General features: G+C 56.9%; 15 protein-coding genes. 11 read left to right on the top strand and 4 right to left on the bottom strand.

Annotation, left to right across the window (positions count from 1 at the left end):
* Positions 1 to 160 precede the first annotated feature (160 nt).
* From ACQG22_RS05565 to ACQG22_RS05555, 3 genes are all read left to right on the top strand, one after another.
* The gene (locus ACQG22_RS05565; protein WP_014830936.1) at positions 161 to 1,660 is read left to right on the top strand and encodes a PTS transporter subunit EIIC; all 1,500 of its coding nucleotides are present in this window, start codon (positions 161 to 163) and stop codon (positions 1,658 to 1,660) included.
* Positions 1,661 to 1,743: 83 nt separating this feature from the next.
* On the top strand, positions 1,744 to 2,760 hold the full coding sequence (gene malI, locus ACQG22_RS05560; protein WP_020685029.1) for a Mal regulon transcriptional regulator MalI: 1,017 nt from the start codon (positions 1,744 to 1,746) through the stop codon (positions 2,758 to 2,760).
* A 74-nt stretch (positions 2,761 to 2,834) separates the two neighbouring features.
* Positions 2,835 to 3,362, top strand: coding sequence for a metal-dependent hydrolase (locus ACQG22_RS05555; RefSeq protein WP_057071960.1), 528 nt, complete (start codon positions 2,835 to 2,837; stop codon positions 3,360 to 3,362).
* Between the two features lie 89 nt (positions 3,363 to 3,451).
* On the opposite strand, the gene cysS is transcribed toward ACQG22_RS05555, so the two are convergent.
* The gene (gene cysS, locus ACQG22_RS05550; RefSeq protein WP_020685027.1) at positions 3,452 to 4,837 is read right to left on the bottom strand and encodes a cysteine--tRNA ligase; all 1,386 of its coding nucleotides are present in this window, start codon (positions 4,835 to 4,837) and stop codon (positions 3,452 to 3,454) included.
* 174 nt (positions 4,838 to 5,011) lie between these two features.
* On the opposite strand from cysS, the gene ppiB reads away from it, so the two are divergent.
* The 7 genes from ppiB (at position 5,012) to mnmH (ending at position 9,734) form a co-directional block, all read left to right on the top strand.
* A complete protein-coding gene (gene ppiB / locus ACQG22_RS05545; protein WP_020685026.1) occupies positions 5,012 to 5,506 on the top strand; it encodes a peptidylprolyl isomerase B in 495 nt (164 codons plus the stop codon).
* A gap of 3 nt (positions 5,507 to 5,509) precedes the next feature.
* Entirely contained in the window at positions 5,510 to 6,232 is a 723-nt protein-coding gene (gene lpxH, locus ACQG22_RS05540; protein WP_023620084.1) for a UDP-2,3-diacylglucosamine diphosphatase, read from the top strand.
* A 140-nt stretch (positions 6,233 to 6,372) separates the two neighbouring features.
* On the top strand, positions 6,373 to 6,582 hold the full coding sequence (locus ACQG22_RS05535) for a YdgH/BhsA/McbA-like domain containing protein (protein ID WP_013095921.1): 210 nt from the start codon (positions 6,373 to 6,375) through the stop codon (positions 6,580 to 6,582).
* Between the two features lie 65 nt (positions 6,583 to 6,647).
* Positions 6,648 to 6,833 (top strand): hypothetical protein, encoded by a 186-nt coding sequence (locus tag ACQG22_RS05530; protein WP_023620085.1) that lies wholly within the window; start codon positions 6,648 to 6,650, stop codon positions 6,831 to 6,833.
* Positions 6,834 to 6,994: 161 nt separating this feature from the next.
* A complete protein-coding gene (purE, locus tag ACQG22_RS05525; RefSeq protein WP_013095919.1) occupies positions 6,995 to 7,504 on the top strand; it encodes a 5-(carboxyamino)imidazole ribonucleotide mutase in 510 nt (169 codons plus the stop codon).
* Complete coding sequence (gene purK / locus ACQG22_RS05520) at positions 7,501 to 8,568, top strand: 5-(carboxyamino)imidazole ribonucleotide synthase (RefSeq protein ID WP_013095918.1); 1,068 nt, start codon at positions 7,501 to 7,503, stop codon at positions 8,566 to 8,568. Before purE ends, purK begins: the two co-directional genes overlap by 4 nt.
* 95 nt (positions 8,569 to 8,663) lie before the next feature.
* Positions 8,664 to 9,734 (top strand): tRNA 2-selenouridine(34) synthase MnmH, encoded by a 1,071-nt coding sequence (gene mnmH, locus ACQG22_RS05515; RefSeq protein WP_369706339.1) that lies wholly within the window; start codon positions 8,664 to 8,666, stop codon positions 9,732 to 9,734.
* A gap of 123 nt (positions 9,735 to 9,857) precedes the next feature.
* Here mnmH and ACQG22_RS05510 read toward each other — a convergent pair whose 3' ends face one another.
* The 3 genes from ACQG22_RS05510 to ybbA form a co-directional block, all read right to left on the bottom strand.
* Positions 9,858 to 11,003 carry a porin gene (locus ACQG22_RS05510; protein WP_369706338.1) on the bottom strand — a complete coding sequence of 382 codons (1,146 nt, stop codon included), beginning with the start codon at positions 11,001 to 11,003 and terminating at the stop codon, positions 9,858 to 9,860.
* A 182-nt stretch (positions 11,004 to 11,185) separates the two neighbouring features.
* Positions 11,186 to 13,600, bottom strand: coding sequence for a putative ABC transporter permease subunit YbbP (ybbP, locus tag ACQG22_RS05505; protein WP_369706337.1), 2,415 nt, complete (start codon positions 13,598 to 13,600; stop codon positions 11,186 to 11,188).
* A complete protein-coding gene (ybbA, locus tag ACQG22_RS05500) occupies positions 13,597 to 14,283 on the bottom strand; it encodes a putative ABC transporter ATP-binding protein YbbA (RefSeq protein WP_369706336.1) in 687 nt (228 codons plus the stop codon). The genes ybbP and ybbA overlap by 4 nt, the downstream gene beginning before the upstream one ends.
* Here ybbA and tesA point away from each other — a divergent pair.
* Positions 14,254 to 14,877, top strand: coding sequence for a multifunctional acyl-CoA thioesterase I/protease I/lysophospholipase L1 (gene tesA, locus ACQG22_RS05495; RefSeq protein ID WP_013095913.1), 624 nt, complete (start codon positions 14,254 to 14,256; stop codon positions 14,875 to 14,877). The genes ybbA and tesA overlap by 30 nt on opposite strands.
* The last annotated feature ends 1 nt before the right edge of the window (position 14,878 follow it).

The raw sequence follows: 14,878 nt of genomic DNA, 5'->3' as shown, positions 1-14,878 counted from the left end.
AATTATCGATCAACTTCAAATAATCACTATTTCATCTGTTGAAAAGTGAAAATTGTGTTGCGCGTTTTTCACGCTTTGCCCACGATAAGTAGAACGTTCTACTAAAACGTTCTACTTACAATAACAGCGCCAAAAAAAGCGCTTCTCGGGGGAAATCAGCATGAGTCTGATATCAGGGTTTGTTAAATCGCTGTCTAAGTTATCGATGATTGGTCGCGCCTTAATGCTGCCAATTTCACTGCTTCCCGCTGCGGGCCTGCTGCTGGCCTTTGGCGATAAGTTTCACCTGCCGCTGATGATGAACGCGGGTGGGGTTATCTTTGATAACCTGCCCATGCTGTTTGCCATTGGCTCCGCCGTGGGTCTGGCATCGGAATCCGGCATTGCCGCACTGTCTGCCGCCGTCTCGGTGTTTGTTACCAATATCACCATCAGTACCGTGCTGAGCATTACGCCGGAAATGGCCTCTCAGGGCGGCAAATACGCTATGGTGGTCGGCATCCCGACGCTGCAGATGGGCGTCTTTGGCGGGCTTATCTGCGGTATTCTGGCGGCGTGGTGCTATAACCGTTTCCACACCATGCAGCTGCCGGAGTTCCTTGGCTTCTTCTCCGGCAAACGCTTTGTGGCGATTGCCACGGCGTTTCTCTCGTTCCTGCTCGGTCTGCTGCTGCCCTACGTCTGGCAACACATTCAGGCAGGCATCGACGCGCTCTCCGTGGTGGTGAACGGCGATAATCAGGCCGCCTCAACCTTTATCTTCGGTCTGGTCGAACGCGCCCTCATCCCGCTCGGTCTGCACCATATCTGGTATCCCTCTTTCTGGTATTCATTTGGTGATTACACCACTCAGGCGGGCCAGGTGATCCACGGCGACCAGACCATCTGGTTCAAGATGCTGGAAGAAGGTGTGAAATCCTTCAGCAGCGACACCTACCAGAACGCCGGTAAGTTCATGCAGGGTGAATTCCCGCTGATGCTGTTTGCCCTGCCTGCGGCGTGTCTGGCGATGTATCATGAAGCGCATACCAAAAATAAAAAAATCGCGGCCGGTATTCTGTTCTCTGCGGCACTCACCTGCTTCCTGACGGGGATCACCGAGCCGGTGGAGTTCACTTTCATCTTCGTCGCGCCGATCCTCTACGTCTTTAACGCCATTATGGCGGGCCTGGCGTACATGACCATGTATCTGCTGCACGCCCATATCGCCAAGTCGTTCTCGGCAGGCTTTATCGATTATCTGTCGTTCGGGATCCTGCCGTCATTCAACGGCTATCAGACCAACTTCCTCAATGCCATTATCATTGGTATTCCGATGGGCCTGATTTATTACTTCACCTTCCGTTTCGTGATCCGTCGCTTTGACGTGAAAACGCCGGGCCGTACCGAAGTGACCGCCAGCGCGGATGATAAATCCGATTCTGAACTCGCCACCGAAATCATTACCCTGCTGGGCGGTGCGCACAACATCGACTCCGTTGGCTCCTGTATTACCCGTCTGCGCCTGGAAGTGGCAAAAAGTGATGCGGTGGATAAAGATGGCCTGAACGGACTCGGCGCTCGCGGCGTGGTCTTCGTGGGTGATAACGGAATTCAGGTGATTTTCGGTGCCAGAGCACAGTTTATCGCCCAGACCATGTCCACCATGATTGGCAAATAATAAGATGCCGGAACGACACGTCTCCTGTAGGCTGAGAGACGTGTCGTATCTGGCTGATAATCGGTAAATTTCAGGGAGCGGTTTTGAAGAAAGTCAGCATCATTGATGTCGCAAAGCACGCGGGGGTGTCGGTCTCTACCGTATCGCTGGTGCTGCGCCAGAAAGGGAAAATCTCCGAAGCAACGATCGAGAAGGTCAATGCCGCCATCACGACGCTGGGCTATGTTCATAACGTTGCCGCTGCTAACCTTCGCGCCAACACCTCCAACCTGATCGGCCTGATCCTGCGTGATTTTAGCGACAGCTTTTCCATCAAAGTCATGGCGAGTATTGTCCAGGAGCTGGAGAAGCAGGGCTATATGGTTTTTCTCGGCCAGCCGCTGAACGATCGGGAGCATTTAGAGCGCACCCTGCTCTCCTTTAAGCAACAGGGCGTGGCGGGCGTGATCTATCTCGCGTCGGATACGCGCTCCTCAACCCTGCCGGAGCAGATCCGCCAGTGCCCGCTGCCGCTGGTGGTGGTCTCGCAGTCTCTGCTGGATGAAAAATGCAACCTGGTGATGCGCGATAACCGCCAGGCGGCAAACCTGGCCGCGCGCTATCTTATCGAGCGCGGGCACCGCAACATCGCCTACATTGGCGGACGGGAAGGCTGCCTTATTCGCGAACAACGCCTGCTTGGATTTCGCAGCGCAATGACCCAGAACGGGCTGGTGTGGCGCGATGAAAGCTCCCCGGCCTGCAGCGATGACACGCAAGCCGCCGCAATGGCGACCCGCCAGCTGCTTGAAAAAAACAACACCATCACCGCCCTGCTCTGTCATTCACCGGATGCGATGATCGGCTGCATTAGCGGCATTCATCAGGTGGGCCGCACCGTGGGAAAAGACGTGTTTCTGACGCAGCAGGTCGCGCTGGTGGGCTTTGAAGATATGCTGCACGTCAACCTGACCTCGCCGTCGTTTACCTATGTCTCCTCCGCCAGTGACGAGACAGGCCGCCAGGCGGCGGGTCTTATCATCCGTAAGCTGAAAGAGCCAGAGCTGCAGACGCAGCGCATTACCCTCTCCGGCCAGCTTATCGCGCGGGAATCGGCGTAAAAATCGGAATTTAGCACAGGTCAGTTTCAGCGAAATCGCTGCTATATTCCCATGATTTGTCATGGAAAATTACGATGCCTACTGTTATCACTCACGCTGCTGTTCCGCTTTGCCTGGGCTTAGGCCTGGGAACCCGGGTTATTCCTCCCCGCCTGCTTTTCGCCGGTGTCGTGCTCGCGATGCTGCCCGATGCCGACGTGCTGGCGTTTAAGTTCGGCGTTGCTTACGGCAATGTTTTCGGTCATCGCGGCTTTACCCATTCACTGCTGTTTGCCTTCGTGGTGCCGATACTCTGCGTACTGGTCGGGCGACAATGGTTCAGGGCAAGTTTGACGCGCTGCTGGCTGTTTTTAACCGTGTCGCTGCTGTCGCACAGCCTGCTGGATTCCGTCACCACCGGCGGCAAGGGCGTCGGCTGGCTGTGGCCGTGGTCAGATGAACGCTTCTTTGCGCCGTGGCAGGTGATTAAGGTCGCCCCGTTTGCCCTGTCGCGCTATACCACGCCGTACGGGCATCAGGTGATTATCTCTGAACTGCTGTGGGTGTGGCTGCCGGGAGTGGTGCTGATGGGGTTGTTGTGGTGGCGAAAGCGTGCACGCTGATGCCCTCACCCCGGCCCTCTCCCACAGGGAGAGGGAGAACACCTAACAATCCCCTCTCCCTGTGGGAGAGGGTTAGGGTGAGGGGAAAATTACTTACGGCGCCAGGTGGTCCCCTGTGGGCCATCTTCCAGGATGATCCCCATCTCGGTCAGGCGATTGCGCGCCGCATCCGCTGCCGCCCAGTCTTTCGCCTGACGGGCTTCCAGACGCGCGTTAATCAGCGCTTCAATCTCTGCCACTTCGCCGTCATCCGCCTGCGCACCGCTCTGCAGGAAGGCATCCGGCTCCTGCTCCAGCAGGCCAAGCACGGAAGAGAGTTTACGCAGGTGAGAAGCCAGCGCATTCGCCGCCGCCATATCTTCTGACTTCAGACGGTTGACTTCACGCGCCATATCGAACAGCACCGAGTAGGCTTCCGGGGTGTTGAAATCATCGTTCATCACCTCAACAAAGCGGGCCTCAAACGCCTCGCCGCCCGCGGCCTCCACGGACTTGTCGGTACCGCGCAACGCAGTGTACAGACGCTCCAGCGCAGAGCGTGCCTGTTTCAGGTTCTCTTCACTGTAGTTCAGCTGGCTGCGGTAGTGGCCCGACATCAGGAAGTAACGTACGGTTTCCGCATCGTAATACTTCAGGACGTCACGCACGGTGAAGAAGTTGCCCAGCGATTTAGACATCTTCTCGCGGTCAACCATCACCATCCCGGAGTGCATCCAGTAGTTCACATACTCGCCGCCGTGCGCACAGGTGGACTGCGCGATTTCGTTTTCGTGGTGCGGGAACATGAGGTCTGAACCGCCGCCGTGAATGTCAAAATGTTTGCCCAGCTGTTTGCAGTTCATCGCCGAGCACTCAATGTGCCAGCCCGGACGCCCTTCTCCCCATGGAGATGGCCAGCTTGGTTCGCCCTCTTTGGACATCTTCCACAGCACGAAGTCCATTGGGTTACGCTTCACGTCAACCACGTCAACGCGCGCGCCAGCCTGCAGTTGGTCAAGATCCTGACGGGAAAGCGAGCCGTAGGTAGGATCGGTTGGCACTGAGAACATCACGTCGCCATTGTCCGCAACGTACGCGTGGCCGCGTTCAATCAGCTTTTCCGTGATCTCGATAATTTCGTGAATATGGTGGGTCGCACGCGGCTCGCTGTCCGGGCGCAAAATGTTTAACGCGTCAAAATCCTTGTGCATCTCAACGATCATACGATCCACCAGCGCGACAAAGCTTTCGCCATTTTCATTAGCGCGCTTGATGATTTTGTCGTCAATATCGGTGATGTTACGCACGTACTTCAGGTTATACCCGAGGAAACGCAGGTAACGCGACACGACATCGAATGCGACAAAGGTACGGCCATGGCCGATATGACAGAGATCGTAAACCGTAATACCACACACGTACATGCCGACTTCCCCGGCATGGATAGGTTTAAATTCCTCTTTCTGGCGCGTCATTGTATTAAAGATTTTTAACATCGAAGATTCCATGTAAACACGTGTGTGGACGAAAACCGGGTATTCTACCCGTAATTCAAACCCGAAGCAGCACACAATGCAAGGTGATCGCATCCTGTGGTTATGCTATAACAGGCCCCTATATCTGACCCGAACGCGGGTCGACGTACCACAATAACGGAACAGGATGCAAAAATGGTTACTTTCCACACTAATCATGGCGATATCGTAATCAAAACCTTTGATGACAAAGCGCCTGAAACAGTTAAAAACTTCCTGGACTACTGCCGCGAAGGTTTCTACAACAACACCATTTTCCACCGTGTGATCAACGGCTTTATGATCCAGGGCGGCGGTTTTGAACCGGGTATGAAGCAGAAAGAAACAAAAGAAGCGATCAAAAACGAAGCCAATAACGGCCTGAAAAATACCCGCGGCACGCTGGCGATGGCGCGTACTCAGGCACCTCACTCTGCCACCGCGCAGTTCTTCATCAACGTGGCTGACAACGACTTCCTGAACTTCTCCGGCGAAAGCCTGCAGGGTTGGGGCTACTGCGTATTCGCAGAAGTGGTTGAAGGCATGGACGTGGTCGACAAGATCAAAGCCGTTTCCACCGGCCGCAGCGGCATGCATCAGGACGTTCCAAAAGAAGACGTTGTGATTACCAGCGTGACCGTCAGCGAGTAATTCGTGGCGACACTCTTTATTGCAGATTTGCACCTGCAAACAGAAGAACCGGCGATCACCGCCGGTTTTCTGCGTTTTTTAGCGGGTGAAGCCAGACACGCCGACGCGCTTTACATCCTTGGCGACCTGTTTGAAGCCTGGATCGGCGACGACGACCCCAACCCGCTGCACCGTGAAATGGCTGCCGCCATTCACGCGCTGGTCACCTCCGGCGTTCCCTGCTACTTCATTCACGGCAACCGCGATTTTCTGGTCGGCCCTCGCTACGCCCGCGAAAGCGGCATGACGCTGCTGCCAGAAGAACAGGTGCTTGACCTCTATGGTCGAAAAGTCCTGATCATGCACGGTGACACGCTCTGTACGGACGATACCGGCTATCAGGCGTTTCGCGCGAAGGTCCACACCCCGTGGATCCAAAAGGTGTTCCTTGCCCTGCCGCTGTTTATCCGGAACCGTATCGCCGCCAGAATGCGCGCGGGCAGTAAAGCCGCCAACAGCAGCAAGTCGATGACCATCATGGACGTCAACCCGCAGGCAGTGGTCAACATGATGGAGAAACACCACGTCCAGTGGTTGATCCACGGTCATACCCACCGTCCCGACGTGCATACGTTGGTCGCCAACGGCGAACCGGCTCACCGTGTGGTACTGGGCGCGTGGCACAGCGAAGGATCGATGGTGAAAGTCACGCCTGAAGGTGTGGAACTGATCGCTTTCCCGTTTTAATCTCCCCCGCAAAACTCATTCTATTTTTTTGAACGATATCGGCAAATTGTTTCGATTTTAATCAGCCCGTGGTCGGCCTATCATTTATCACATCAGGGCAACACGCCCTATCCCAAACAAAACACTTAAGGATTACGACCATGAAATCTATCAAAACTTTCGTTGCAGTTGCCGCTCTGTCTCTGATCTCTTTCGGTTCTTTCGCACAAAGCGTTAGCGCGACAGCCTCAACTCTGGATCGTGCAGAAGCGAAAATTGCCGCTCAGGCTGCTGAACAGGGCGCGTCTTACAAAATCACCAGCGCACAGTTCAATAACCGCGTGCACATGACTGCAGAACTGACTAAATAAGATCGCCGTTTGCCGTGCCGCCAGTAGATCCGCGACAGCGACAAGACGATGAGGAAGGAAAGAGAATGAAAAAAATCAGCATCGTAAGTGCCCTGCTTCTGGCCGCTGGACTGTCCACTGGCGCGATGGCAGCAGAGAATGGCTTCTGTGTACCGGAAGCCGGCTCGAATATCGACACCAGCATGGTGAATCATATTGATGTCAGCCACGCATTCGACAAAGAGAACCTGACCGCAGGGGATCTTCAGTAACCTCTCAAAACAGACCGCCTGAATGCGGTCTGTTTTGTTATTCCCTGTGCACCACAACGGCTCGGTTTTTAACCGCGCAACCGTTTTCCTTGCCCGTATTACATGCTATTCTCTGTGCCCTCGAAAGCAGTGTGTTTCGCACCACAGGAGTTTTAAGACGCATGTCTTCCCGCAATAATCCGGCGCGTGTCGCCATCGTGATGGGGTCCAAAAGCGACTGGGCTACCATGCAGTTCGCCGCCGAAATCTTTGAAATCCTGAATGTTCCTCACCACGTTGAAGTGGTTTCCGCACACCGCACGCCGGATAAACTGTTCAGCTTTGCCGAAAGCGCGCAAGAGAACGGTTACGAGGTGATCATTGCTGGTGCGGGTGGCGCAGCACATCTGCCGGGCATGATTGCCGCCAAAACGCTGGTGCCGGTACTGGGTGTTCCGGTGCAGAGCGCTGCACTGAGCGGTGTCGACAGCCTTTACTCCATCGTGCAGATGCCGCGTGGTATTCCTGTGGGTACGCTGGCCATCGGCAAAGCGGGCGCGGCAAACGCGGCTCTGCTGGCGGCGCAGATCCTGGCGACGCACGATAAAGCCTTACATCAGCGTCTGGCGGACTGGCGTAAAGCCCAGACCGACGAAGTGCTGGACAACCCGGACCCGCGGGGTGCGGCATGAAGCAGGTTTGCGTCCTCGGTAACGGTCAGTTAGGCCGCATGCTGCGCCAGGCCGGTGAACCACTGGGTATTGCCGTCTGGCCGGTCGGTCTGGATGCCGAACCCGAAGCCGTGCCGTTCCACCAGAGCGTCATTACCGCTGAGATTGAACGCTGGCCGGAAACCGCGCTGACCCGTGAACTGGCGCGCCATAACGCTTTTGTGAACCGCGACGTGTTCCCAATCATTGCTGACCGTCTGACGCAAAAACAGCTGTTCGACAAGCTCGGACTGGCGACCGCGCCGTGGCAGTTGCTGTCTGATAAAAGCGAGTGGAACGATGTCTTCGCTATGCTGGGCGAACTGGCGATTGTAAAGCGTCGCGTCGGCGGTTATGACGGCCGCGGACAGTGGCGTTTGCGCGCGCACGAAACCGCCGAACTGCCGGAAGAGTGCTACGGAGAGTGCATCGTTGAGCAGGGCATCAACTTCAGCGGTGAAGTGTCGCTGGTTGGCGCTCGCGGCCACGACGGGCGTACCGTATTTTATCCTCTGACCCATAACCTGCATCAGGACGGGATCTTACGCACCAGCGTCGCCTTCCCGCAGGCCAATGCTGAACAGCAGGCCCAGGCGGAAGAGATGCTCTCGGCCATTATGCATGAACTGGGTTATGTGGGCGTGATGGCTATGGAGTGTTTTGTAACGCCGTCTGGTCTGCTGATCAACGAACTGGCACCGCGCGTTCACAACAGCGGTCACTGGACGCAAAACGGCGCATCAATCAGCCAGTTTGAGCTGCACCTGCGCGCCATTACTGACCTGCCGCTGCCGCAGCCGGTGGTTAACAGCCCTTCAGTGATGATCAACCTGATCGGTACCGATCTGAACTACGACTGGCTGAAGCTGCCGCTGGTGCACCTGCACTGGTACGACAAAGAGGTTCGTCCGGGGCGTAAAGTGGGTCACCTGAACCTGAACGACAGCGACGCAGGCCGCCTGAGCGCTACCCTGGAAGCGATGATCCCTCTCCTGCCGCCGGAATACGCAAGCGGGATTGTCTGGGCGCAATCAAAGCTCAAATAAGCGATAATTGCCGGGGAGTTGATCTTCCCCTTCCCCGGCCTCTCCTCACGCGCGTAAAATCCCCCTCCATTGCTGTTTTGATTTCTGGAATAACCATGAACGATGGAACGGATTATCGCGCGATACTCGCGTCCGATACCCCTTTGATTGACGTTCGCGCGCCGATCGAATTTGCGCAGGGTGCGATGCCTGCGGCAATCAACCTGCCTTTAATGAACGACGACGAACGCGCCGCCGTGGGGACCTGCTACAAACGCCAGGGGCCCGACGCTGCGCTGGCGCTCGGCCATAGTCTGGTGAACGGCGACACGCGGGAGGCCCGGATCAACGCCTGGCGCGAAGCCTGTCTTGCCCGTCCTGAAGGCTTTATCTGCTGCGCGCGCGGCGGACAGCGCTCGCATATCACGCAGGCCTGGCTGAAAGAGGCGGGCGTGGATTACCCGCTGATCCGCGGCGGCTATAAAGCCCTGCGTCAGACGGCGATTCAGGTCACTATTGAGCAGTCACAAAAACCGATGGTGCTTATCGGCGGCTGTACCGGAAACGGTAAAACGTTGCTGGTGAAGCAGCACGTGCAGGGGATCGATCTGGAAGGGCTGGCCCACCATCGCGGCTCATCGTTTGGCCGCACGCTGACGCCACAGCTTTCCCAGGCAAGCTTTGAAAATCATCTGGCCGTCGAGCTGTTGAAAAAAGATGCTGCACGTTGGGTGCTGGAGGATGAGGGCAGGATGATTGGCTCTAACCATCTGCCGGAATGCCTGCGCGACCGGATGGCCGAAGCCCCTATCGTGGTGGTAGAGGATCCGTTTGACATTCGTCTTGAGCGCCTGCGCGAAGAGTATTTCGACCATATGTGGGCCAATTTTTCTGCCGCCTACGGCGAAGAGGCAGGCTGGAAGGAGTATAACGAGTATCTGCACCACGGCCTGTTCGCCATTCGCCGCCGTCTGGGGCTGCAGCGTTATGCGGAATTCACCGCGCTGTTAGATTCCGCACTGCTGGAACAACAACGCTCTGGCAGCACTGACGCACACTTTAGCTGGCTTGCGCCGCTGCTCAGAGATTATTACGACCCGATGTACGGCTATCAGCTGGAGAAGAAGGCAGAAAAGATTGTATATCGCGGGACGTACGAAGAAATTGCTGAGTGGCTTGATCGCTAAAAGAAAGCCGGGTGGCGAGGTAAAAGCAAAACGGCAACCTGGTTGCCGTTTTTAATGTTTGTACCCTCTCCCTGTGGGAGAGGGTCAGGGTGAGGGCATCAGACCGCACCCTGTGCTTCGACCTTAGAAGTCGTAACGCAGACGCACCAGGTTCATATCGCCCAGGTTGTCGGTGCTGGAGGTGAACACGTGTTCGTAATCCACACGGAAACCGTAGTCCAGCTGGAAGCTGATACCCACACCGTTGTCGATGCGCTGGTAGTTACGGCCGTTCACGTACTCGATACGGTCACCCATGAAGTATGGCTGGATGGATTTAACCGCATACTGATTGATTGGGAATTTGTACCCTGCGAAGTATTCGATACCCCATGCGTCACCGGCAAAGTAGTCGTTAACAGACACTTTTTTGGTGGTCAGGAAGTTCTGGTACCAGCCGCCGCCAGCAGAGAAGGTCCAGTTATCCGGTGTCCAGCTGAGCGCGGTACCGAGGATGTTCTGGTCATAGGCTTTGCTGTCGCCGTTGTCCGGGTTACGCATATCTGCACGGGTGTAGTTCCATGCCGCGCCCCAGGTCAGATCGGTGGTCAGGTGGTAATCGATACCCAGGGAACCGCCGCCTTTACGCTTGTAGCGCAGACCGTTGCCCGGCAGGTATTCGCTGTCTTCAAACAGGTAAGAGGCGTAGATATCAGCATCGCCAACGGTTTTCTTATATTTCAGCATATTGCGTGAACGATAAGAGCCATCGTAGTCGCCGTTGATACCGTTACCTGGTGCCTGACCGATCATGTCGTAGTCCCAGATATCGGTTTTCACGCCCACCACATCATAGTACACGCTGTTCTGTTGACCGAAGGTCAGCGTACCCCAGGTGTCGCTCTTCAGACCGGTGTATAGCATACGGCGCGTGGTGTCGTGAGCACCTTCGGCATAATGATGATCCCAGTTGAACTGGGCAGGGATATTCACACCCAGTTCGTAGTAGCTGATCCAGCTGATGTCGTCGAACAGATAGTAATCTGCCGCAAAACGGAAACGGGTGCCGCCGTCGAAGCCGTTACGTTTGTAGCTGTTTTTACCGTCGTCGCCCGTCATGTTCTGGAACTGAGGACGAATACTGCCGCCAACGGTAAAGTTCAGACGGCTCAGCGGGTTACCCGCCTGAGGATCTTGCTTAAGAACCGTGATTTCCGCCTGAGATGCGAAGGAGGTTAATGCCACTGCTGCGCCAATAGCTGTCGCCAGCGCGGTTGTTTTTATAGTCATTATTTTTCCTTAATAGACACGCTGCTAAATATTTAGCGTGTGAATATTAACTGGAAATAATCGGGCTGTGTGGGCGGGTTTTTAATGTTTTGTGCTACTAAATGAGTGGGTATTATCGATTTGTGCTGTTAACGGGCTGCGTACCAGCATTTAAACCGGCACGCAACCATCACGTCTGTGAACTAACTGACAAACTGGCGGAACAATGCTTTGCCTTTTAACAGCCGCGTTCCGAGCCAGCCGCCGCAAAGTGAAAGCAGAAGCGCACCGCACACCGGCAGCGTCAGCCACAGGCGCCAGTCTGGCTCCCACGGGAAGTCGAAGACTTTCGACTGCAGCACTGCCAGCGCCGCCTCTGCGCCAATGGCGGCCACCAGGCCTGCCACCAGCCCCAGCAGGGCGAACTCGCTCCACAGCGTAGCCCTCAGCAGGCGCTTGCCGGCTCCCAGCGTACGGTAGACCACCAGCTCCTGATGACGCTGACGCATGCCAACCTGCACCTGTGCCAGCAGCAACAGCACGCCGCAAATCGTCACCAGTACCACCATCACCTCCAGCGCGCGGCTGACCTGCTCCAGCACCTGACCGACCTGTTTCAGTATCGCGCCGATGTCCAGCAGGCTAACCGTCGGGAATTCCCGGTTGAGCTGCGTCAACATGCCGTTGCCGTTTTCCCAGCGGAAGCTGGTGAGCCAGCTCTGCGGCTGTCCATCCAGCGCCCCGACAGGGAAGATAAAGAAGAAGTTTGGCCGCAGGCTTTCCCAGTCCACTTTGCGCAGGCTGGTCACTCTGGCGCTGAAATCCTGCGTGTCGCCGGTAAAGGTCACGCTATCTCCCAGCTTCACATTCAGACGCTTTGCCAGCCCCTCTTCCATCGACACTTCCCCGGCCTTTGGCGGCCAGCTTCCGGCGGTGATCGGATTGTGATCCGGGCGCTTCTCCTGCCAGGTCAGGTTTAGCTCACGGTTGAGCGACTCATCTTTATTTCCCTCCGTCGACTGACCGTTGATCTGCGTCAGGCGCGCACGCACGATCGGATAGAACGACTCGGGAATAATGTGATGCTCAGAGAGAAAACCCTTCAGTGGCGTCACCTGTTCTGGAGCAATATTGATCAGAAAATAGTTCGGGCTTTCCGGCGGAAGCTGCTGTTGCCAGCGATCCAGCAGATCGCCGCGCAGCACCAGCAAAAGAGCCAGCAGCATAAACGAGAGCGAAAACGCCGAAAGCTGGCTCAGCGTTGACCACGGCTGATGCAGCAGACGGTTCACCGCCAGCCGCACGGGAAGGGATTTAATCGTCATCCTTTTCAGAACAGTGAGCAACATCCAGCCCAGCACGCCACACAGCAGCGCCAGAACCACCGCCCCGACCAGCACGGCCCACAGCAGGGTACTCCCGCCCATCAGCCAGGCAAGGAGCCCGATCACCACGGCTATCATCACCGGCAGGTAGTATTTAAGCGGCCAGACGCTGGCCACCACATCGCGGCGCAGCACGCGCAGCGGCTGGGTGGCGAGCAGGAGCCGGTACGGGCGCAACCCCACCAGCAATGAAATCACGGTCATCGCGCCAATCGCCCACAGCCACGGCCAGAGGCTTGCTGGTGGCAGCGCGGCAGGCAGTACCGGTTTCAGGAGCATCATCAGCAGCTTTTCAAACAGCAGACCTGTCGCCCCACCGGTGACGGCCGACAGCGCCAGCACCATCAGCCACTGGCCGACAATCAGCCTCCGCAATTGCGCCCTGCCCGCGCCAAGGGTTTTGAGGATCGCCACCAGATCGTAACGGCTGCGGCAGTAGTGTCCCATCGCCACGGCAACCGCCGCGACGGCCAGCAGCAGGGTTAACAGTGCCGAGAGCAGCAGGAACTGCTGAGAGCGTTCAAGAGACTTGCCGAGCGCGCCCTCATCCTGCTCAAGCCCGTACCAGCGGTGCTCCGGTTTTAACTGCGGCAGAAGCCATTTTTCATACGCCTCCAGCTGCGCAGGCGTGCCGCCAAACTTATAGCGCCAGGTGACGCGGCTCCCCGGCTGGACGGCGTTGGTTTTTGCCACGTCTGCGGTGTTCATCAGCAAGCGTGGGGCGAGCTGGAACGGGTTGAAGCCGGAATCGGGTTCCTGAACCACCTCCCCGGCAATGGTCAGCGTCGCGTCCCCCACGTCGATGCTGTCACCTGTTTTCAGGTTCAGCAGCGCCATCAGTCGCGGCGCCAGCAGCACCGTACCGGGTTTCGGCTTGACGCCTGGCGGGCTGGTCTGCAGTTCACCGTACATCGGGTAGATATCATCCACGGCTTTGACGCTGGCCAGCTGCGGCGTGTCACCGGCAAAGGTCATGGTCTGGAAGCTTATCTGCTCCCCGACCTTTAGCCCCCGCTTGCGCGCTTCGTCGATCCAGCCCGGCGGGACGGCGCGCGAGCTTTGCAGCGCCCTGTCGCCCGCCATAAATTCGCGGCTTTGCTGGCTAAGCCCCTTCTCCATGCGATCGCTGACGCTGCCCAGCGCCAGCACGCAGGCCACCGCCAGGCTTAACGCCAGCCAGACGATCAGCAGTGAAGGCGAGCGCCACTCGCGCCAGAACCAGCGGGCAATCATGCTTCCTCCTGCAATTCACCGTTGACCAGCCGCAGGCGGCGATCGCAGCGGGCGGCCAACTGCGGATCGTGCGTGACCAGAATCAGCGTGGTGCCATGTTCCCGGTTGAGCGAGAACAGCAGATCGGCAATCTTATCGCCGGTTTTACGGTCCAGGTTCCCGGTGGGTTCATCGGCAAACAGCACCTCCGGGCGACCATTAAATGCGCGGGCCAGCGCCACGCGTTGCTGCTCTCCACCGGAAAGCTGCGCCGGAAGATGGTCAAGGCGTTTCCCCAGCCCCAGCTGTTCCAGCAATACCTTCGCATGATCGCGGCTTTCACGGCTGCTTTCTCCGCGCAGCAGCGCGGGCAATTCAACATTTTCCAGCGCGTTCAGGGTGGGGATTAGCATGAAGGACTGAAACACAAAGCCGATGTGACGGGCACGTAGCGCGGCACGCGCCTCTTCATCAAGCAGATGCAGCGGCTGTCCGACCAGGTTAACCTCGCCGCTGCTGCCGTCGTCCAGTCCGGCCAGAATAGCCAGCAGCGTGGACTTACCGGAACCGGATTCGCCAATCAGCGCAATGGTTTCGGCAGGTTTGACAACGAGTTCAACTCCGGTGAGGATGGAAAGCTCGTGTTCCCCCTGACCGACGGACTTCTTAAGACGATGAACTTCAACAATGTTTTCCGCTGGCATTTGCCCTTCCTGTTTTTGATTCTGATGACTTTCCGCGCGGCGGCAGCGGACACGTTACTGGTTCTCGGCGACAGCCTCAGCGCAGGCTATCGTATGGCGGCCAGTGCGGCCTGGCCGGCTCTGCTCAACGAAAAATGGCAGAGCAAAACGTCTGTTATCAACGCCAGCATCAGCGGTGATACCTCGCAGCAGGGCTTGTCGCGTCTGCCGGCTTTGCTCAAACAGCATCAACCGCGATGGGTACTGGTGGAGCTGGGCGGTAACGACGGATTGCGTGGCTTCCAGCCTCAGCAAACGGAACAAACCCTGCGCACCATCCTGAAGGACATTAAAGCGGCGAACGCCCAGCCGCTGCTGATGCAAATTCGCCTGCCCGCCAACTACGGTCGTCGGTATAATGAAGCCTTTAGCGCGATCTACCCTAAGCTTGCCAACGAGTTTGATATTCCGCTGCTGCCATTTTTCATGGAAGAGGTCTATCTCAAACCCAACTGGATGCAGGATGACGGGATCCACCCCAATCGCGATGCACAGCCGTTTATTGCCGACTGGATGGCAACGCGGCTGGCTCCTTTAGTTAACCATGACTCCTGAT

The organism is Enterobacter cloacae complex sp. 309I3 (genome assembly GCF_050031595.1).
Taxonomy (GTDB): domain Bacteria; phylum Pseudomonadota; class Gammaproteobacteria; order Enterobacterales; family Enterobacteriaceae; genus Enterobacter; species Enterobacter cloacae.
The sequence above is the reverse complement of the archived record's forward strand: the minus strand, read 5'-3'. Positions and strand labels throughout refer to the sequence as shown.